At 58.1% G+C, this 18,996-nt stretch carries 12 protein-coding genes, 1 tRNA gene, 1 rRNA gene, 1 pseudogene and 1 riboswitch; of the genes and pseudogenes, 6 read left to right on the top strand and 9 right to left on the bottom strand.

Annotation, left to right across the window (positions count from 1 at the left end):
- Window positions 1–54 precede the first annotated feature (54 nt).
- The 3 genes from VR71_RS12315 to hsdR are packed head-to-tail and all read right to left on the bottom strand — an operon-like array spanning window position 55 to window position 5,639.
- Complete coding sequence (locus VR71_RS12315; RefSeq protein ID WP_296430347.1) at window positions 55–1,737, bottom strand: restriction endonuclease subunit S; 1,683 nt, start codon at window positions 1,735–1,737, stop codon at window positions 55–57.
- On the bottom strand, window positions 1,734–3,182 hold the full coding sequence (locus tag VR71_RS12310) for a class I SAM-dependent DNA methyltransferase (RefSeq protein WP_045684355.1): 1,449 nt from the start codon (window positions 3,180–3,182) through the stop codon (window positions 1,734–1,736). Before VR71_RS12310 ends, VR71_RS12315 begins: the two co-directional genes overlap by 4 nt.
- A 3-nt stretch (window positions 3,183–3,185) precedes the next feature.
- Entirely contained in the window at window positions 3,186–5,639 is a 2,454-nt protein-coding gene (gene hsdR / locus VR71_RS12305; RefSeq protein WP_045684353.1) for an EcoAI/FtnUII family type I restriction enzme subunit R, read from the bottom strand.
- 601 nt (window positions 5,640–6,240) lie between these two features.
- On the opposite strand from hsdR, the gene VR71_RS12300 reads away from it, so the two are divergent.
- A complete protein-coding gene (locus VR71_RS12300; protein ID WP_045684417.1) occupies window positions 6,241–6,621 on the top strand; it encodes a hypothetical protein in 381 nt (126 codons plus the stop codon).
- Window positions 6,622–6,665: 44 nt separating this feature from the next.
- Here the strand turns inward: VR71_RS12300 and VR71_RS12295 are convergent, their stop codons facing one another.
- The 4 genes and pseudogenes from VR71_RS12295 to VR71_RS12280 all read right to left on the bottom strand — a co-directional run bounded on the left by VR71_RS12295 (window position 6,666) and on the right by VR71_RS12280 (window position 12,422).
- Window positions 6,666–7,973 (bottom strand): McrC family protein, encoded by a 1,308-nt coding sequence (locus VR71_RS12295; RefSeq protein WP_045684351.1) that lies wholly within the window; start codon window positions 7,971–7,973, stop codon window positions 6,666–6,668.
- Window positions 7,970–10,783, bottom strand: coding sequence for an AAA family ATPase (locus tag VR71_RS12290; RefSeq protein ID WP_045684349.1), 2,814 nt, complete (start codon window positions 10,781–10,783; stop codon window positions 7,970–7,972). Before VR71_RS12290 ends, VR71_RS12295 begins: the two co-directional genes overlap by 4 nt.
- A 215-nt stretch (window positions 10,784–10,998) precedes the next feature.
- Window positions 10,999–11,628: pseudogene (locus tag VR71_RS12285) on the bottom strand (exodeoxyribonuclease I); the annotation flags it as partial.
- A 470-nt stretch (window positions 11,629–12,098) separates the two neighbouring features.
- Window positions 12,099–12,422 (bottom strand): hypothetical protein, encoded by a 324-nt coding sequence (locus VR71_RS12280; protein WP_045684347.1) that lies wholly within the window; start codon window positions 12,420–12,422, stop codon window positions 12,099–12,101.
- A gap of 95 nt (window positions 12,423–12,517) precedes the next feature.
- A riboswitch (SAM-I-IV-variant riboswitch) is annotated at window positions 12,518–12,624 on the bottom strand.
- 97 nt (window positions 12,625–12,721) lie between these two features.
- Between VR71_RS12280 and VR71_RS12275 the strand changes: the two genes are divergently transcribed.
- The 5 genes from VR71_RS12275 to VR71_RS25015 all read left to right on the top strand — a co-directional run bounded on the left by VR71_RS12275 (window position 12,722) and on the right by VR71_RS25015 (window position 18,464).
- Entirely contained in the window at window positions 12,722–13,405 is a 684-nt protein-coding gene (locus tag VR71_RS12275) for a hypothetical protein (protein WP_045684344.1), read from the top strand.
- Window positions 13,406–13,674: 269 nt separating this feature from the next.
- The gene (locus tag VR71_RS12265; RefSeq protein WP_045684340.1) at window positions 13,675–13,869 is read left to right on the top strand and encodes a helix-turn-helix domain-containing protein; all 195 of its coding nucleotides are present in this window, start codon (window positions 13,675–13,677) and stop codon (window positions 13,867–13,869) included.
- A 133-nt stretch (window positions 13,870–14,002) separates the two neighbouring features.
- Complete coding sequence (locus VR71_RS12260; protein ID WP_296430342.1) at window positions 14,003–15,739, top strand: hypothetical protein; 1,737 nt, start codon at window positions 14,003–14,005, stop codon at window positions 15,737–15,739.
- A 473-nt stretch (window positions 15,740–16,212) separates the two neighbouring features.
- Window positions 16,213–16,839 (top strand): site-specific integrase, encoded by a 627-nt coding sequence (locus VR71_RS25020; RefSeq protein ID WP_296430340.1) that lies wholly within the window; start codon window positions 16,213–16,215, stop codon window positions 16,837–16,839.
- Complete coding sequence (locus VR71_RS25015) at window positions 16,836–18,464, top strand: recombinase family protein (RefSeq protein WP_296430375.1); 1,629 nt, start codon at window positions 16,836–16,838, stop codon at window positions 18,462–18,464. Before VR71_RS25020 ends, VR71_RS25015 begins: the two co-directional genes overlap by 4 nt.
- Here the strand turns inward: VR71_RS25015 and VR71_RS12250 are convergent.
- Both VR71_RS12250 and rrf read right to left on the bottom strand, forming a co-directional pair.
- A tRNA-Met gene (locus tag VR71_RS12250) sits at window positions 18,421–18,497 on the bottom strand. The genes VR71_RS25015 and VR71_RS12250 overlap by 44 nt on opposite strands.
- Before the next feature lie 160 nt (window positions 18,498–18,657).
- A 5S ribosomal RNA gene (gene rrf / locus VR71_RS12245) occupies window positions 18,658–18,772 on the bottom strand.
- Window positions 18,773–18,996: the final 224 nt, after the last annotated feature.

Raw genomic sequence — 18,996 nt, 5'->3', positions numbered from 1 at the left:
CAAATGATGGTCACAAGCGGAACGGAAAAACCGTATCAAGGCAAGGAGGTGCTGTCATGCGGCGGCCTCGGCTTGAGCGCCAAGCGCCCCGTTTAATGCCTCGTGCAAGAGGGCTTCGAGCAGGCGGGAGCGGGTGGTGGTGGCGGTGGTGAGGCTGGATTCCAGCTGATCGCAAAGCGCCATCAGGGCATCGACGCGGGCCACGATGCGGTGTTGTTCGGCTAGGGGTGGGAGGGGGATGGTCAATGCGCCAAACTCTGTGAGGTTGACGTTTTTCAAGCCAACTGCGGAGCGGATTGGCTTTTCAATTTGATTCCGAATGTCGGATGAATTCAAAACCAACCACAAGTAAGTCGCGCTCAGATTTGCCGAGCTTAGACGGAGTCTCACCAAATAACCGGCGAAAGCCATCCCAGTAGCTTCTGGTGTCACAACCGCAGAGCGCCCGACGATATCAAGACTGCCATTTGAGCGGATCATCAGGATGTCGCCAGCCGACAACGCCAAATCTGAAATCTCAGATGGTGATAGCGGGCCGAACTTCATATCAGCCAACGAAATCTGTCCGCCAGAAACGTTGGGAATTCGTAGGACTGGGACACCCTTCGTCGCATATTCGCATTTGGTGGATGTGCCATACCTCATTGAAAGGGCAATTTCATCAACATCGGTCCAAAGCCAGCCATCTGGAAGCGGCACATCGGAACTCAGGCTTGATACCTCTTGCACACCGTTTCGCCGCACCTTCTTCGCCTTAGCGGCGACGTTCCGCTCTATAGCAATCCGCTTCAACAACTCCGCCGCCGGTTCGTCGGTCGGGTCTTGCTCCACCAACTTTCCTCGCACGGCGAGGTTCAGGATGGTTTGGCGGAGGGTTTTGATTTGGGCGGGGTGGGTGGTGAGGGTGGGCAGGGAGTGCAGGGCGAAGCGGGCGTTTTGGGGGGCGGCTTCGGCAGACTGATCGGGGTCGGTCAGGCGCGACAGGGTGGCGGTGGTCAGACGGTCGCGCACCGCCCTTTCCCCCGCCCGCGCCGCCTGCAACTGATCACACAGCGCCATAAGCTCCTCCACCCGCCCCACAATCCGCCGCTGCTCGGCGAGGGGTGGGAGGGCGATCAGCATGCTTTCCAACTTCCCTTTGGTAATATGCTGAAGTCCAACACCGCCGTGGGCTTTCGCGATCATCTCGTCCAAGCGCCCGTTGATAGCCAGACGAAGATAGGCCTGATCAAATGCCGGTGTTTTGAAGTCACAGCGGAAGATATGCTGGTTCAACACCGCGCGCCCGCGATTCCAGATGAATGCTCCGAAGGACGTGCCGGGGGTCCCCGACCAACTGATCAAGAATGAACCATCATCGATGATGGAGCGATCTCGGGCCATCTCAGGGTCGCAAAAATTGAACGGTGCGCTCTCGTTGTTCAAATTCTGAATGCGAACAATGCGAAGACCGGTTGTTTTCCAGTCGGTTGGCTTGAATGCCATTCCGTTCAGAAGGTCCAACTGATCGCCGATCTGCATCCAGCGCCAGTTACTCGGCAGATCATACGGCGTCGCCCCTTTTGGCGCGGCTACCCGTTCCGCAGGCACGTGTTCCCCTGCATCCTGCGGCACCAGTTTGCCCCGCACTGCAAGGTCCAGCACAAAGCGGCGCAGGCGGGGGATGGCGTCCTCGGCCCCGGCCACCTGATCATACAGCGCCAGCAGGCGGGCGGCGGTTAGGGGGGTGTCCTTCATCGCACCAACGCCTCGGTCAGGATCGCCTTCAGCTGATCGCGCAGGGACGTCACCTGTGCCTCGGCCTTTGCCAAATCAGCCAGCAGGGTTTCGGGGTCGCCATGATCCTCGGCGACAGTATGGGGGTTCTTGATATCAAGGTTATAGCTGCGGGCCTTGACCTCCTCCGCCGTCACCTTCCACGCCTGCGGGCCTTCCACCCTGCCAGCCCGCGCGGCCCCGCCCCACCATGCGGCGCAGTCATTCAGGTGATCCAGCCGGATCGGTTTGGTCATCGAATAGGCCTTTTGCCCCTCGGGCACGCGGTGTTCCCAATACCAGATGTCGCGGGTGGGCGTGCCCTTTTCAAAGAATAGCAAGTTGGTGCCGATAGAGGCATAGGGTTTGAAGACCGAGTTGGGCAGCCGCACGATGGTGTGCAGGTTGCATTCCTCCATCAGGTGTTCCTTGAGCCGGGTCTTGATCCCCTCGCCGAATAGCGAGCCGTCTGGCAGCACCACGGCGGCGCGGCCACCGGGCTTGAGCAGGCGGATGATCAAGGCGAGGAACAGATCGGCGGTTTCGCGGGTCCGGAATGTGGGGAAGTTGGATTCGATCCCATCCTCTTCTTTTCCGCCGAAGGGGGGGTTGGTCAGGACGATGTCGACACGTTCATCCTTGGTCCAGCTGACCAGCGGACGCGCAAGGGTGTTGTCGTGGCGGACGAAGTTCGGCTCCTCGACCCCGTTCAGCAGCATGTTGGTGACGCACAGCATGTGGGGCAGCGGCTTCTTTTCCACCGCGCGAAGCGAGGCCTGCATCAGCGCCTCATGTTCGGGGCGCTTGACGTAAGCGTCGCGCATGTGGCGCATGGCGCAGGTCAAAAAACCACCAGTGCCGCAGGCGGGGTCGAACAGGGTCTCGCCCGGCTTAGGGTCGATCTGCTGGACCATAAAGGCGGTGACGGCGCGGGGGGTGTAGTATTCGCCCGCGTTACCGGCGTTCTGCAGGTCGTTCAGAATCTGCTCGTAGATGTCGCCAAAGTGCTGGCGTTCGGTCAGGTTGTTGAAATCGACCTCGTTGATCTTGTTGATAACTTGGCGAAGGAGGGTCCCTTTCTTCATGTAATTGTTCGCGTCCTCAAATACATCGCGCACGACCTTGGCACGGGGGCCAGCGGCGGGCGGCAGGGACTTGAGTTTCGGGAACAGGTTCAGGTTGACGAAATCCAACAGCGCATCGCCGGTGATGCCTTCGGGGTCGGCCGCCCAAGCGCGCCATTGCAGATCAGGCGGGATAGGCGAGGTGTAATTGTCTTTGGTCAGCTCCAGTTCCTGATCCTGATCGTCGATGATTTTCAGGAAGAACATCCAGCACAGCTGGCTGATGCGCTGCGCATCACCATCAACCCCAGTGTCCTTGCGCATGATGTCTTGGATGGATTTGACGAGGGTGCGGACGGACATTTGTTAGGCGCTTTCTTCGTAAATGGCAGATTGCAGGTCACGGACGGCCTGTTCGAATTCCGGTTTTCCCCCGAAAGCGCGGATGAGTTCAACCACGCTTCCCATGCCGCTGAAGGGGGAGATTTTCAGCACGCCGAGGTCGTCGAGGTTCAATACCCCTTCATCGGCGTATTTGGCCAGAAGCGCTTCGAGGACGGCGCGGGCCTGGGGGCCGAATTTGGTGAAGACATCGCGCTTCTTGACGTTATCCGCACGTTCTTGGCGGGTCAGCGGTTTGGCGTCAAAGGCGATGTGGCAGATCAGGTCAAAGGGATCGAGGTCGCGGCCAAGTTCGGCGGCGATCATATCCAGCGGCAAGCCTTCGGCTTCCAATTCCTCAACCACCGCCGCTTTGCGCTGCTCACTGTTCCAGCGCTTCAGGAAAGCATCGAGGCTGACGAATTGCTTTTGCAAGGCCTTGCGGGTGTAGTCCCGCAATGACTCGGTGACCAGTTTTCCGCTTTCATCTAGATATTCGACACGTTCCGCCACGATCAACGCGCCAACGCCGTCGACATAAATCTTGCGGCTGGGGTTACCACTCATGGCCGCCCCCATCGGATCATCCGGATTGGTCAGCACCGTTTCATCATCGCCGGGCGTGGGGGCAAGAGGCTGGCCATCCTCGCCCGTTTGCGGCGCATCATCGGGTGGCGTGACGGGATCATTCGCACCGGGTTCATAGATCTGCACCGGCTCACCGTCGAAGTCAGGATCGGCGAAATGGCTGGTTGATCCGCGAAAATCCATCACGGTGAAGTAAAGCTTCTGCGTGTCTTCATGCACCCGGGTGCCGCGACCGACGATTTGCTTAAATTCGGTCATCGACCCCACTTCGCGGTCCAACACGATCAGCCGGCATGTCTGGGCATCAACTCCGGTGGACAAAAGGCGCGAGGTCGTCACGATTACCGGATAGGCGGCCTCGGGGTCGATGAAGTTCCCAAGCTGATCGAGGCCGTCTTTGTCATTGCCCGTGATCCGCATGACATAGCGATGGTTCTGCGCCACCAAATCGGCATTCTCATTGATCAGCGCCTGACGCATGCGGGCGGCGTGCTCCTGATCGACACAAAAGACGATGGTCTTGGCCATCCTGTCGCCGCTTTGTTTGAGGAACTCCGTGATCTTCTGGGCCACCAGTTTGGTGCGATCGTCGAGCACCAATGTCCGGTCGAAATCTTTGGTGTTGTAGATGCGATCTTCAACTTCTTCACCGTCGCGATCCAACTGACCTTGGACGGGCCGATAGCCCTGCACATCGCGGTCAATGTGAACCTTGATCACCTTGTAGGGTGCAAGGAAGCCGTCGCGGATGCCCTGCTTGAGCGAATAACTGTAAACCGGCGCGCCGAAATAATCGATGTTCGAAGCGTATTCGGTTTCCTTTGGCGTGGCCGTCAGACCGATCTGCGTCGCCGTTGAGAAATGCGCCAGAATTTCGCGCCAAGCGGAATCGTCGGCGGCGCTGCCCCGATGGCACTCGTCAATCACAATCAGATCGAAAAAGTCTGGTGAGAACTCGCGGTAGAGCTTCTGACTTTCATCGGGGCCGGTGATGGCCTGATAGAGTCCGAGGTAAATCTCATAGGATGTGTCGATACGCCGCTTCTTATCCAAGGCCAGCGTCAGATCGGTTGATGTGCCATCAGCCCGCTCAATGGTCTTGGACTGGGTCGACAGCTTTGCCATATTGCCCGCGAAGGGCCGGAAGTCGTTCACCATGGTCTGGTCAATCAGCACATTCCGGTCCGCCAGAAACAGGATGCGCTTCTTCTGACCCGCCTTCCAAAGGCGCCAGATGATCTGGAACGCCGTGTAGGTTTTGCCGGTGCCGGTAGCCATCACCAGCAGCACGCGGTCCTGGCCCTTAGCGATGGCCTCAATCGCAGAGTTGACGGCGTTCACCTGATAGTAGCGCGGGGTCTTGCCGCTGCCATCGTCGAAATAATCTTGCAGAGCCACCGCCGCAGCCACGTCCGACAGCCCCTTTGCCGCCTGATACCGCGCCCACAACTCGGCAGGCGACGGGAACTGATCCAGCGTCAGTGTGACCTCGGGTGTCGGGCTGGCACCAGTTCGATCATGGAAAACAAAGCCATCGCCGTTCGACGAAAACACAAACGGGATGTCCAAGGTTTCAGCATAGTCCAGAGCCTGTTGCAGCCCAGCCCCAACTGCCTCTTTGTTCTCTTTGGCTTCAATAATCGCCAACGGGATGTTCGGCTTTACCGACAGGATGTAATCAGCCCGCTTGCCCTTACCCCGGCTCACCAGCCTGCCGCGCACGATGATCCGTCCCTTGGTAAAGCTGACCTCTTCGCGAAGCTGGGTCATCTCGTCCCACCCGGCGGCACGCAGGGCCGGCGTGATAAACTTCGTGCAAATGTCACGCTCGCTCAGGGATCGTTTATCCAAACCGTCACAACCTTGATGCATGCCCCCAAATTAAGGGAAGAACTCTATCGTCGTCGTTACTCAAGGACTTAATCAGTTTTGCAGCCACGGGACAACGCTGAACGGCACATCGTTTCCCGCGAAGATTGCGGCTGCACTATTCCTTGCTTTGATTTGAATTGTGAAAAGGCGAACGCCTCGCGGGATCGGCACCCACGTCGGGCATGCCTGGGACATCCATGACACAAAACCCCGTCCAGGCTGGCCTTGTAAGACGTCCCATGGGCTGTGCTAAACTGTTGGCCGCTGCCACCCATGTATCATCTAGTTGACCTACGGCTGATCACCGTCCAGACTTTTCCCAGTGAACTGATCCTGCCTCACTTACCCATGACGCGGGCGTTCATGGCTGAGGAGTGTTGAATTCTGTGAGAATTTGAACCAGTTTTTCGAAACGCCTTGCCCCACTGGCTTCAATAATTCCGCCGACTTTTCATAAGATTATCATATTTCAGAATGGTCAGCGCTAAATAGAAGAATGGGTCACTCCGACACAAAAATCAACACTCGACACATCAAAATCGTCTTAGCCGGACGGCCCAGCGCGCACTATTCTGGCCACATGAAACACGACGAGAGGCGCATTGCAACAAAGCTGGCCAAGATCATGGCCGTGCTTTGCGTGCGCAACACGCAGCTGGAAGCGCTGCATGCCGGCCTGACCCCCATCACCCGGACCGGTGACTATTCGGACGTCTTTGTTCTGGATGCCGATGGTCGCCGCATCTCATGGACCGAAGTCTCGCGCATCGATGAAGATGAAATGCGCTCGCTGATGCGCGACATCGTCAACCGCCTCTATACGTTTCACCTATATGCAAACGAACCCAAGCTTCAGGCGCAGATCGAGCGATGGATGGCCGTTGCAGACAAATGGCACGAGCCGGAGATAGATCCGAGGACAATCAGCAGCAGCGCGAAGCTTCTCTATAAGGCTCGATGAACCCTGCAAGTGCGGGTGTTCATGGCAGGACGGCCGGGCATGGGTCACGCGGGCATGAATTGGGAAAGGCATTGCTTCGTCAAGCACTTCAAATCCTTCACGTGTTTGCTCGACGGGCCGGTCACGTTCAATGTCGCCACGGACAGGATCGCCTCGGAATCTTTCGCCCCGATTGCATAGAGCGTGCAGATCGGATCGGGCGGTAGTTCACCATGGTGTGGATAAAGCAGCATGACATTCGGGCAATTGTAAAGCTGGCTGTAGGCCATCAGCTGATAGACATCCCCTTGGCTGACACCCTGTTTCGGATCGTCGATCTGCGGGGTCATCCGCTTCCATTTGGTGTCGATGACCATCACAACCCGCTCACCCTGCCGGATGATCACATCGGGCTTCGTCCGAAATCGGCCTGCCTCTCCTTCGAACAGACAGTCTCGATGGCCGCCTTGTGCTACGACCCGCAGACCACTGCCGGCTAATGCGCGGGGCAACAGACGGGCGACATAGTTTTCGAACAGGGTGTTCATCTCGAAGAGCAGCGCGTGACCATCGACCGATCCTGCGCTGGTCTGCTGATGCCGGTCCGACAGGAACAGCCGTGCGAAGGACACAAGATCGCGCCAGCGTTGATTGGTTCGATCAAGCGTGATCAGGTCCCAGCGCAAAGCCTTGACCGGCACATCGGTAACATCGGCATAGGCGAAGCTGAGCTCGCGCAGCGTCTGCTGATTGTCTGGTGCTTGAGCCAGGCGCTGCAGGCGTGTGATGGCAGCGCGCATCACTCGGTTCAGTGCGATATCAGGGGATAGGTCATCGAAACGGCAAGCCAGCTTTTGGGGCGCAACGGCGTGTCGCGAGAATTGCCGCGTGACGTCCAGCCGCCCGCGCAGCGAAGGCAGGTCATCGTCATGCTCCAGATATCGCCGGGGCATGCCTTGGCGCACAGCATCCGCAAGCCGTCTACAGAACAGCCGGATCAGCAATTCCAATACGGTGTCCCGTTGCCAGCCAAGCTGCGCCATGGACCCCGCATCGATGGGCAGGTGGTGCACGACCCCCAGCATGTGGATGAGCCGTGTGCGCAGGTCGGTGTCATGGGGTTTGCGTTCACCTGGCCCTTCGATCTTCGGCAAAATCTCGAGCTGGCACCCCTGCGCTGCGATGACACCCACCACGCCACGGGCGCGCAGGCTCTTGCGGCCGTGCTCCAGCACGCCTTCACCTCCACGGCCCGCGAAGGCAGACCGCTGCGCGATGGTCGCGATCCTGTCGGCCAGCACCTCGGGGATCGAATCCTCATCATCGTTCCCGTAGCCGATGCGCTGCCATTCACGCAGGGTGCGCCGGATCATTGTGCCAGCAGCCGCGCATAATCGAAACCCTGATCCACGCTGCGAACCGACCAACGAAACCGGGGCAGAGCCTCACCATTATCGAGCCCCGGCGGTGCTTTGAGCGCCGAGCGGTTCAGAAACCCGCCGCTGATGTCGTGGTCATGCGTTTCCAGATCGCCCAGCACAGCAGCGATCTTGGCCCAATCCTCGAAGAAATATTCGGCCAGAAGCGGGATCACCTTGTGGCGCATGACCTCGTCGACATCGGCGGGTGTTGCGCAGCCGGTGAAATAGGCGTGCCCGATCTGGTGCTCGCGGTCGTAGAGGTACTCGATGCGATCATTGATCGTGGTCAGTAAGAGCGGCAGGTCGATCCCGGTGCGCTTCGCCGCATCCTTGAGAACTGAAGGTTTGGGCATCAACTCGTGGAATATGAAACGCCGCCGCAATGCCATGTCCAGCAGCGCAATCGACCGGTCGGCTGTGTTCATCGTGCCGAGGATGTGCAGGTTCGATGGAACCCCAAATTCATCCCCCGAATACGGCAAACGCACCTTGATCTGGTTCGGCTCACCGAGTCGCTTGTCGGGTTCCAGCAGCGTGATCAACTCCCCGAAGACCTTCGAGATATTGGCGCGGTTGATCTCGTCGATGATCAGGACGAAGGGTTCTGGATCAGCTGGCCCTTCGACGTGCTGGCTGTTCATGTAGCGTTCGAGAGCTGGCACGTTCAGTTCGCTGTCATAGAGTAGATAGATCGATTGCTGCATGAACCGGCGCGAGTAGATTTCATCGATCGGGACACCCTCGCAATCCACCCAGAGCCACTGAACCGCGCGACGATGGGCATAGTCACCTTCCGGTCGCGGCGCGAACTCGTATCCGCCTGTGAACAGGCCGATCGCACGAAACTTAGAATTGCCCTTCGACACGATGACGACGTCGCCGGTGCGGATCCAGTTACGAAACCGAAACGGCATCTGAACTGCGCCGGAACGGCCATCGATCTCACCGCTCTGCGCACTGTTCGCCTTGCAAGCATCAAGAATGGCCTCCCGGCTGGCATATTTTTCGTCGCTCCAGTCGATATCCTCAAATCCGAGCACCGCGTACCCGCCCTTGATCGCATCCTCGAATAGATGGGCATCCTCTGGATTGTTCGCCTCGCCGATCGACATTTTGAACACCTGCCGTCCGGCGATCTGGACACTGTCTGCAGTTGATGCGCGCCCTCGACTGGTCTCAGCCCGCTTTGCGATACGTCGAAATGTTCCGGGCACGGCTTCGAGCCTGAACCCGGCTGAAGCCGTGCTCTCTCCATCGTCGGCCCCAGTCATAGGTTGCCGACCCTCGACGAAATCCTCATAGGCCATTGACTGGTGAAAGGTCACAAATTCGATCCGCCCCGCCGCCAACAGGCGCTGATACACATCCATCAACGCGCCGCGGTCAGCTGGCACCGGCTCACCACACAGGCGGACGGCTTCGGCTGTCGTGCTGTAGGTTTTTCCAGTGCCGGGCGGGCCATAGAGAATGAGATTTTGTGCCATAGCTGCGCCAACCCTAGCTGTTGTCTCGATAACCGTCTCGGCCGGTTCGGCCGCTTCCCATAGGCGTGCCAAAGCTCGGGCCGCAGCAGGTTTGATCAGGATACCCGAGGATTGCGGGGTCCAGTCCTGACCCGCGATCTTGCTGGTCAACATGTCCAACGGCACGAAGGCATCCTGCGCTGGATCTCGGATATCCTCGAATTCAACATCGATGAAATCAGCAGTTTCGCCAGCTTCCGCGCGCGCCTTGTCCCAATGGGTGTCGGGGTAAGGCGCTTTAGCCACCCTGCCGCGGGCGATCACCCCGCGTGGATCCTGCCCCGTTCGGAGGAGGTATACCCGGTCATCAACCTTCGGTTTCTTCGAGCTGGTCCGCCAGGGATGCGTGACAGTCTCGCCCGCAACCGTGGTAGCGCGGTCTTCCGCGAAGGACTGCCAGTCCCACTTTGCGGGGTTCCAACTGACCAGATAGGTCGCCCCGCGGTCCCGCCACTTGCTTTCAATATCTGGCTCATAGAAGTCGATCGCCCGGCCATGCTCAGAGTCGAGCTTCTTTCGCAGCTCCTCAATGGCTGCATCGAGTGAGGCCGTGTCCATCTTGTTGGCATCCCGACGGGTGACCACGCCGAAGCCTTCAAGGATTTCTCGCTTGTGACGCGGGCTGGAAATGCGCTCAAATTCGTCAGGAAACAGAAGATGCGGCAGGATATGGCGCAATTGCCGCCCTTCTACCCCCGGCGCGGCGTCAAGGAACGCGGTGAACCGGTTTGACTGCGCGAGATTTTCCTCGCGTTGATCCGGCGGCAGCTTCTTCCAGAGCTGAAGCGCTCCGATCAGAAAGCTCAATTCGCGCCATCTGTGGTTCTTGTAGGCCTGCCCCGTATGGCCGAGACCTTCGAGAATGTTATGATTCAGGAAAGCGACGTCATCGGGCAGGTCTTCGCCGGACCAAGCCCACATCTCTTTGATCCGCTCGACTTTCGTCGAGGCATTCATGTCGCTGGGGAAAACGAACAGCAGCCAGTGCAGCTCGGCCATGAGTTTGCGACTATCAGGCGAGCCAGCCCCAACCTGCTGCCCAAGTTTGACATAGTATGTGCCGTCACCTGCATCTGGGTTCTGGACGAATGAACGATCAAGCTCTTCCAGGTTCTCGGACGTCCAGAGCGTTAGCCCAGGCTGCAACAGTGATCCATCGCGCAACAGACATTCCGCCGCAAACTCGCGCATCGCGGGATAGAGTTTGCTGTTGTTATGATGTGGATTAAACCTCGCCATGCAGTGTCGTCCTTCCAGAAATTATATTTTTTCCAACAGCAGATGTTCCGCTCTGCCGTGGGGGTCTGATTATGCCCGAGCGCGGCACATACCATATTTATTCAGTAGGAAACTATAGGCACAACTTCAGCCTTGTTCCAACATCCTGAAAATCACGCCTTGCCTGCACCTTACGACCACGCGCTGCCCGGGAAGCCGGCTCTGCCCGAGAGCGCTCAAGGTTCGAAATGTTGCAGATAAGCTTCAATTTCCACGACCAATCCCTGATCAACCCCTGCCTTTGCGCGCAATTCACCCAGAGCATCCCGCGCTTTCGCCAAGCCCGTCCATTCGGTGTCCGGCGCATTGGGCGCAGACCTGCGCTCACGAAGCCACGCGTCGAATTGGCCATGCTCTTCCGGAGAGAGCAGCGCAGGTGCATGGAACGCGACAAGACGTCGACCCAGCTGGAGCAGGCGCGCGTCGGTGAGGCTCGCAGTAATCTCCTGACGCCGCCGCCAGTCCGCGCGCTGGAACTCAGTCAGCAGGGCTTTGTCAGCGTGGCTGTAGAACCCGCCGAAGATCTGCTTTTCAACTGGGGTCAGTGGGGCTGCTGGATCCTTTGGGAAGCGCGCGGCCAGCGCCTTGCACACGCGGCTTCTGAAATCAGGCGACTGCGCGATGACCTCTGCACGCTGGATGTGCAGGGGGCTCGGGTTGGGTACGGCGAGAAGCGCGGGCGACTTGTTGATGGCGAGAGAGCGGATGATCTTCGGCGTTGCGTCCACCTCGGCAAAGATTGTGGCATCGGCGGCGGCCAGCAGATCGACAGAGTCGGCAGCGTCAAGGTCGAAGAACACGGCCTGATTGGCGTTACTGGCTGACGTGCCGCAGAAGCAGCCGTTCGTGCCGCGAGGCGGGCCACCGCCAAAACGCTCAACCTGAGCTACTCCCCATTAGTTCGACAGGATCTGGCGTAAATTAAGCTACTATTTGCACTTGCTGATCGGGTTCCTTGACCAGCATTCAAGCACGCAGTGCGCCGCAATCATCTGCTTACACAGGAGACCGGACACTCTCCGAGACCCTTTGTATTTAGTTTTTTTGGTACGCAGTTCATCGCTCCCGCGCAGCACCACCGTGCAGTCGGGTCTGCATTGCATGTGATTTGCGGAGCGCCCGCAGACTCTTCTTGATGCTTCTCATCTCCGCTCGATCTCTCTGGCGTGTCCAGACGCCCTCATCGATTGGCTGCGCGGGCCCATCCTGCTCGCACCAAAGGTCTCGTAGTCTCATCGTTTTCTCACTTCTTCTTGCGCCGACCGCGCCACTGTAGCTAGCCCTTGCGATGCGCATGAGGCTGCACCCAGAGTTTGAGTTCTATCTGTTCGGCGGCCTCGACCAAGCGCTGAGGTCCGTACCCGCGTAGCTCGAGATCCATAGCCCTCTTGCTGACGGGGTAATCTTTCCCAAGAGAGTTCAGAAGAAAGCCGCGCACGCCAAGTTGATGACCGTCGGCCGCGATGGCAAGCAGGCGTTCAAGCTCGCGTAGGGCATAAAGCCGTTTCTGCATGCGTGGCGTCATCGCACGCGCAATCGTCAGCCTCAGGAATAAGGTTCGCGTGGTCTGATCAAATCTCGGGGGATGGTTCTGTGCCATGTGTCTTCGCCTCCTGCAAAATTAACAGAAAGACCAAAGATCGGCATCGTGCGCATCCTAGCGACACGAGTCTTGTATTGAATGGCGTGTCTCATGGGAGACCCTTTCGTTGCCTAATCTTCGGCCGCATCTCCCTAGAGGGGAACCACCTTGCTGGGTCAGCAGGTTGGTGCAGGCTCAGCGCCCACTCTTGATGCAGGTATGACATTACAGTGGAGGCGGTATTGTTACAATAGGCTGTAGCACCTCGACCAGTCATGGCTTCTCCCCGACGCCCAAGTTCACTAGGTATAATTGATATGACACAAGACGTATTCCCCAGCTTGACTCAAGAGTTTCAAAGCCGTGTTCAAAGCGGCCTCAGGAAACACTTCAAAGAGGCGGCGCCGGAGATTGACGCCGAGAGTTGGCAAAAACTCAAACCGATCCTTGCCGCTTACAAGAGAAAGGCCGAGTTTTTGCGCGGCTTTGTAAACAAGGGTCAAGTCACCAAGCTTCGTCGGATCTCCGAGAGAACGCAAAAACTCCTTGCCGCGCTGCAAGAAGCAGACGAGGCCGGACTGACACTGATTGTCGAGCATGCCTTGAGAGGAAACCCTTTGAATGACGATTTTTTCGCTCTGGATGACCTTCGGAGCGGCCTGGAGGCTCTGGTCCAAAACCTGACGACCAAGCCACGCGATGAACCCTTTCTGGTGGATACATCTCGAGAGTACCTGGTGGAGTTTTTTGTTTACTGGTGGCGCCGTTCGACCGGGGAGGAGCCTAAAATCGAGGAAGGAATTGAAGGGTTCCCGCCGCCGACGCCATTTATGTACGTCGCCAATGAAGTGTTCTGTCTTCCGGGCGTGCCACAACCAACGGGAGCATCATACAAGTCTCTAAAGGATCGATTGCGAGACATAGAGGATCGAAAGAAGAAGATCGATCGCATCGGAAGGCGCTTCTCAGAACTATTCGGTTCACAATCAGATGACCCCTAGATAGGCAATATAGGCAATTTTCCAAAACGGAAAATCGTCTATCCGCGACCACGAGGACGTCACGCCATAAATTTGCTCCACGACGAGCAAAAACATGGAGTGGCCGATGCGCCGGGAAGTTTCACACCAACAGAGCACAGATCGCGCAGATGAGACACTGCGTGGGCTGGTCCGGCTGTTGGCACGTGCAGCTGCCGTTGAGGCTTTAGCAGCCACTCCCCAATCGGGCGAGGAGCATCAGGCTCCTCTGTCAAGCGAAGGGGACGATCATGCCGAGTAAACCCAACTTCAAGCGCGAGCCGCTGCTCGACATCATGGAAGTCGCGGCGTTCTGCGGGGTCTCTGACAAGACAGTTCGGCGCTGGATTGAGGCTGGTGATTTGCCTGCGGCGAAGCTTGGAGGTCAGTGGCGGATCCGTCATCGCGACCTCGACGCCTTCGTTATCGACCGGATGAGCCGATGACCACATTTGTCCAGCATTGTCGTTATCTGTCAACGCCTTACGGGAATGTCGGGACAGCGTGCCCGCACAATCCAGCTGGGATTATTGTGCTACTCTTTCCCGAAACGGACCTGTTGTCCACCCGAGACCACCCGTGACCAAACCAGACCAGATGAAAGGCCTCCCGATGCAACAGAGTACAACAAAGATCCCGACCACCAGCCCCTTTGTCGCAGAGACCACACCGATGCTCAGCGAGGCCATCCTGCGCTTGGACTCTGTTGCGGAGCTGAAGCCGTCACGCCTACGGGACATGAAGTCCGCCCTGCGCACAGTTGCACGTCTGGTGGGTCGGCCCCCTGAGCGTGTTCCTGCAAACATCAACTGGCTGCACACCCGGTTGCTCAAGGTGGCGCCAAAGGTCCACAACATCACGCCCAAGCGCCTGTCGAACATCAAGAGCGACGCCATCAAGGCCCTTGAACTGGTCGGGTGTTCCCGCGCTAGAGCCGATTGGCTGCGCTCGCCAAGTCTACCTTGGCAAACCCTTATTGACCAGATCCCCGACCAGCACGACCGGTGGCGCCTGGCACAACTCGCGCGATACTGCAGCGCCCTCGGCATTGAGCCCGAAGCCGTCAGCGATGCTCAGGTGCAGGGTCTGCTGACCACCCTCATCGAGGAAAGTTTTCAAGTGAACCCCAGACGCAAAGTGGCTGACGCAATACGAGCCTGGAACCGCATGCGCAACGAGATCACTGGCTGGCCCGCGGCAACACTGAGCCCCCTGCCGCCGACGAAAGTCCCGTGGACAATTCCTATTGAGCAGTTCTCGCTGAGTTTCCAAGAAGATGTCGCACGCTGGATTGATCGACTTGCCAAGCCGGATCTTCTCGATGACGACAGTCCGGCCAAACCGCTGCGGCCGGCGACCATCAAGCATCGCAGGTTTCAGCTGCGCGAAGCCGCATCCGCTCTGGTGCACTCGGGCATGCCGATCGAGCAGGTCACCAGTCTCGCGGTGCTGGTTGATTTCGACAACGTCAAACGCGCGCTGCGCTGGATGATGGCGCGGTTCGACGACAAACCGACGGAAGCCATCAAGGGCGTAGCCGTGTGCCTTCAGGCAGTCGCCCGACATCATTTGAAAGGCGATGTGGCACAATTGAAGGCCTTCAGTGGGTTGGTGAAGCGTCTGGGTCGCGATGCGGATGGTCTGCGCGAGAAGAACCGTCTGCGGCTGCTTCAGCTCGATGATCCTCAGAACATGGCCAAGCTCCTGCATCTACCCGCCGCACTAGTCAAAAAGGCTCACCAGATGCGCAATCCCCGCAGAGCAGCCTTGACACTGCAAGCTGGACTGGCGATCGAGATCTTGCTGAATGCCCCGATGCGCATCGGCAATCTCTCCGCGCTGCATATCGACCGGCATCTGCGCCCGATTGGACGTGGCCGCGCGCGCGAGATCCACATCCATGTGCCCGCGACAGAAGTGAAGAACGAGAAGGCCCTTAATTACATTCTGCCTCCAAGGGTAAACACCTTGGTCGAGATCTATCTTGCGACCGCACGGCCTGTGCTGGAGGGCAGCCCTTCAGCATATCTCTTTCCAGCCCAGAACGGGGGCCCAAAAACCCCAAACAGCCTGTCTGACCTGATCAAAGTGACGATCCGGGAGCATATCGGGCTGGACATTAACGCCCATCTCTTCCGGAGTATTGCCGGCAAGATCCATAGCTTGGTTCAGCCCGGGGATTTCGTAACGCTGAGCCATGTGCTGAACAATGAGTTGCGAACGGCCATGAAGGCCTATGCCCAGTTTGAACAACAAGCCTCGATAGAGCATTACCAGGCGTCGCTCCAGCAGGTCCGCAAAGGGGGTGCAGCATGAAACACCCCCTTGAGGATCCCGCACGTCGGCAACTGAAGCTCAAAGACTGGCCGGACGGCGATCGCGCGGCCTGGGAGGCGGCTCTCGCACCAGGCGACCTGCTCGATGGCACGATGGGTCCCGGACATCACTGGTCTCTGGCGACCCAAACCATATGCCGCAACAATTATGGCCGCTGGCTGACGTCTCGGATCAGGGCCGGTGGGTTTGATCCCCTGGCAAAGCCGGCATCAAGGATCACCCGTGAGGCCGTCCGCTCCTACCTCTCGGAACTGCAAAGCCAAGTCTCTCCTATGACAGTTTGCGGATACATAAGAGGATTAAAGATCGTAGCGCAGGCCTTCGATCCGGAGGGTGACTGGACGTGGTTGCGGCGCCTCACTGGCAAGCTTGAGGCAACCGCCAGGGACAGCCGGGACAAACACAGCCGACTGCGCCCCGCCGACGAGATCCTGGACTGGGCCATTGCACGCATGACCAGTATCGAGCGAGAGGTCCCGAGGAAGGATATCCTTACAGATTATAGGAATGCGCTGATGGTCGGCTTGTTGATCAGCTGTCCAACGATGCGCGTGCGGAACCTGAGCATGATCGAGATCGGTCGACATCTCGTTAAGCACTCAGAAGGGCGGGACTTGCGGTTCAGCGGTCCTGAGATGAAGGGCCGCCGCCCGGTGGAGATGCCCATCCCGGCCATTTTGGCGCCTTTTCTGGACCGATATCTTGAGGTTGTTCGCCCCCTGCTTCTGGGTCACGCCATCTCGGATCGGCTCTGGATCACCCGCTATGGTCGGCCAATGACATGCAGGGCGGTGCAGTCCGGCATATCCAGCACAACCAAACGTGCCTTTGGAAAACACATCAACCCGCATCTGTTTCGAGATTGCGCCGTGACCAGCGTCGCCCTGAGCGATCCCAAACATATCGGCATTGCAGCACCTATTCTGGGCCACGCCGATCCCCGGACGACCGAGAAACACTACATCCAGGCGCAGCAGATCGCAGCAGGCAGCAAATTGCAGGCATCTCTTCAGAGCTTGCGTAAACAGCATGCGCCGTTTCAATATCGGCCATCAGACCATGAGGACTCAGACACATGAGAGCCGCCATCTACGCACGCTATTCAACGGATCTGCAGAACCCGGCCTCGATCGAGGACCAAATCCGCATCTGCGAAGAGCAGATCAGAGGAACGGGTGGAACGACCGTTCAAATCTATACGGATGCGGCCATCAGCGGCGGCTCGATGAAGACCCGCCCGGGGCTTCAAGCGCTTCTTGCAGATGCTAGTCAGGGGCGGTTCGACACGGTCATAGCTGAGGCGCTCGACCGGGTCAGTCGGGACCAGGAAGACATCGCCGGGATCTATAAGCGGTTGCAGTATGCCGACGTTCAGCTCGTCACCCTGGCTGAGGGCGTTGTCAGCGAGTTACACATCGGCCTTAAGGGCACAATGAATGCCCTGTTTCTGAAAGACCTGGCCCAGAAGACGCGGCGCGGACTACGCGGTCGTGTAGAGCAAGGCCTCTCTGGCGGCGGAAATTCCTATGGCTATCGTGTGGTGCGCCGCCTGCTGGCTGATGGCACTGCCGCTACTGGGGAACGTGAGATTGTACCCGCGGAAGCCGAAGTCATCGCACGTATTTTCTTGGAGTATGTTTCGGGGCGGTCAGCCCGAAAGATCGCAGCCGGGTTAAACCGGGATGGCTTTCCGAGCCCACGCGGAGGGGACTGGAATGCCTCGACGATTCACGGTAGCCGACAGCGGCGCAACGGCATCCTTAACAACGAGATGTATATCGGGCGTCTCGTCTGGAACCGGCAACGCTTCGTAAAAGACCCCGATAGCGGCAAAAGACGGTCGCGAGTGAACCCAGCCGGAGACTGGATAACCACGGATGTGCCTGATCTTCGGATCATTGACGACGATACTTGGCAAAAGGCACAAGCGCTCAAGTCACGGTATGCCAGCCACGCCGGGAACAAGCGTCAAACAAAGAAACGCCTGCTCACTGGACTGGTAAAATGCGGCTGCTGCGGCGGCAATATGACCATCGCCCGCAAGGATCGCTACTATTGCGCGGCACGCCGCGAGAAAGGCACCTGCGAGGCGGCCTTTGGCATCGCCGCGGCAGAGGTCGAGAACCGCGTGCTGGACGGCTTGCGTCGAATCCTTGTCGGCAATGACGCTTTGATCGCTGAGTTCACGACCGAACTGAAGGCCGAACTTGGACGCCTGAAGAAGGCCCGGCAGAGCACACAGCGGGATTTCACAAAAGAGTTGGCGGACGTGGAGCGCGGCATCGCTCGCCTTATCTCCTTCATAACCTCGGGAGATGGGGCACCAGAATCCGTCCGTTCAGAACTCACGAAGCTGGAGGACCGCAAGGCGCACATTCTCGCCCAGCAGAAACGGACGGCAATTTCACCGGTCGTGGATTTTCATCCTAATTATGCGGAGCTGTACCGGAAGAAGGTCAGTGAACTGGCGCTGCTGCTGTCAGGCGAAGACACCCGCGAGGAGGCGATGACATCCATCCGCAGTCTCGTTGACCGCATCGAGGTGCGCGCTGGTATCAAGCGGGGTGAGACAGACGTGACGCTGGTGGGGGCATTGGCAGGGATTTTGGCGCTTGGTACAAACAAGAACGCCACCCCTGAGGGTGGCGGTACGTTCTTGTTGGTTGCGGGAGTAGGATTTGAACCTACGACCTTCAGGTTATGAGCCTGACGAGCTACCGGGCTGCTCCATCCCGCGACAGTATTTTGCCTGTTTTCCGTGTGTGGAATTGGGCGATTGTTTTGGCTTTGGGCGATATTGATCGCGTTGGGCCTATAGTATGCCCCAGCATTGTTTTGATGTGGGGCGTTTTATCGTGGTCGAGAGATACAGTTTGATGTCTTGAGGTTTTTACCAGGTTTGGCAGCGACCTACTCTCCCACGTCTTAAGACGCAGTACCATTGGCGCGACAGCGCTTAACGGCCGGGTTCGGGATGGGACCGGGTGTTTCGCTTGTGCTATGACCACCAAACCGGGAAAAAACCTCGAGACATATTAGGTGTCCTATCGCCTATCGGCGACTTGAGGACGTTTGTTTGTCCTGACGCCGCTCGGCGTCATGAGGACAGGTATTGCCCAACCGTCTTTCTCCGGTTGGGCCTTGTTCCAAGTCAAGACATTGTGTTTTGTGTATGCTTTTGAGTTTGTCCGTAACAATCTTGCTATTACTGGATCAAATCAAGCCTATCGAGCCAT

The organism is Roseovarius sp. BRH_c41, from assembly GCF_000961715.1.
GTDB lineage: Bacteria > Pseudomonadota > Alphaproteobacteria > Rhodobacterales > Rhodobacteraceae > Roseovarius.
Note: the sequence above shows the minus strand (reverse complement) of the source record. Positions and strands in the feature narration are given on the sequence as shown.

Bases quoted from the DNA above. Each gene is read 5' to 3' on its own strand.
- VR71_RS12315 (WP_296430347.1), bottom strand. From the start codon at position 1,737: ATGAAGGACACCCCCCTAACCGCCGCCCGCCTGCTGGCGCTGTATGAT.
- VR71_RS12310 (WP_045684355.1), bottom strand. From the start codon at position 3,182: ATGTCCGTCCGCACCCTCGTCAAATCCATCCAAGACATCATGCGCAAG.
- VR71_RS12300 (WP_045684417.1), top strand. From the start codon at position 6,241: ATGAAACACGACGAGAGGCGCATTGCAACAAAGCTGGCCAAGATCATG.
- VR71_RS12295 (WP_045684351.1), bottom strand. From the start codon at position 7,973: ATGATCCGGCGCACCCTGCGTGAATGGCAGCGCATCGGCTACGGGAAC.
- VR71_RS12290 (WP_045684349.1), bottom strand. From the start codon at position 10,783: ATGGCGAGGTTTAATCCACATCATAACAACAGCAAACTCTATCCCGCG.
- VR71_RS12280 (WP_045684347.1), bottom strand. From the start codon at position 12,422: ATGGCACAGAACCATCCCCCGAGATTTGATCAGACCACGCGAACCTTA.
- VR71_RS12275 (WP_045684344.1), top strand. From the start codon at position 12,722: ATGACACAAGACGTATTCCCCAGCTTGACTCAAGAGTTTCAAAGCCGT.
- VR71_RS12265 (WP_045684340.1), top strand. From the start codon at position 13,675: ATGCCGAGTAAACCCAACTTCAAGCGCGAGCCGCTGCTCGACATCATG.
- VR71_RS25020 (WP_296430340.1), top strand. From the start codon at position 16,213: ATGACCAGTATCGAGCGAGAGGTCCCGAGGAAGGATATCCTTACAGAT.
- VR71_RS25015 (WP_296430375.1), top strand. From the start codon at position 16,836: ATGAGAGCCGCCATCTACGCACGCTATTCAACGGATCTGCAGAACCCG.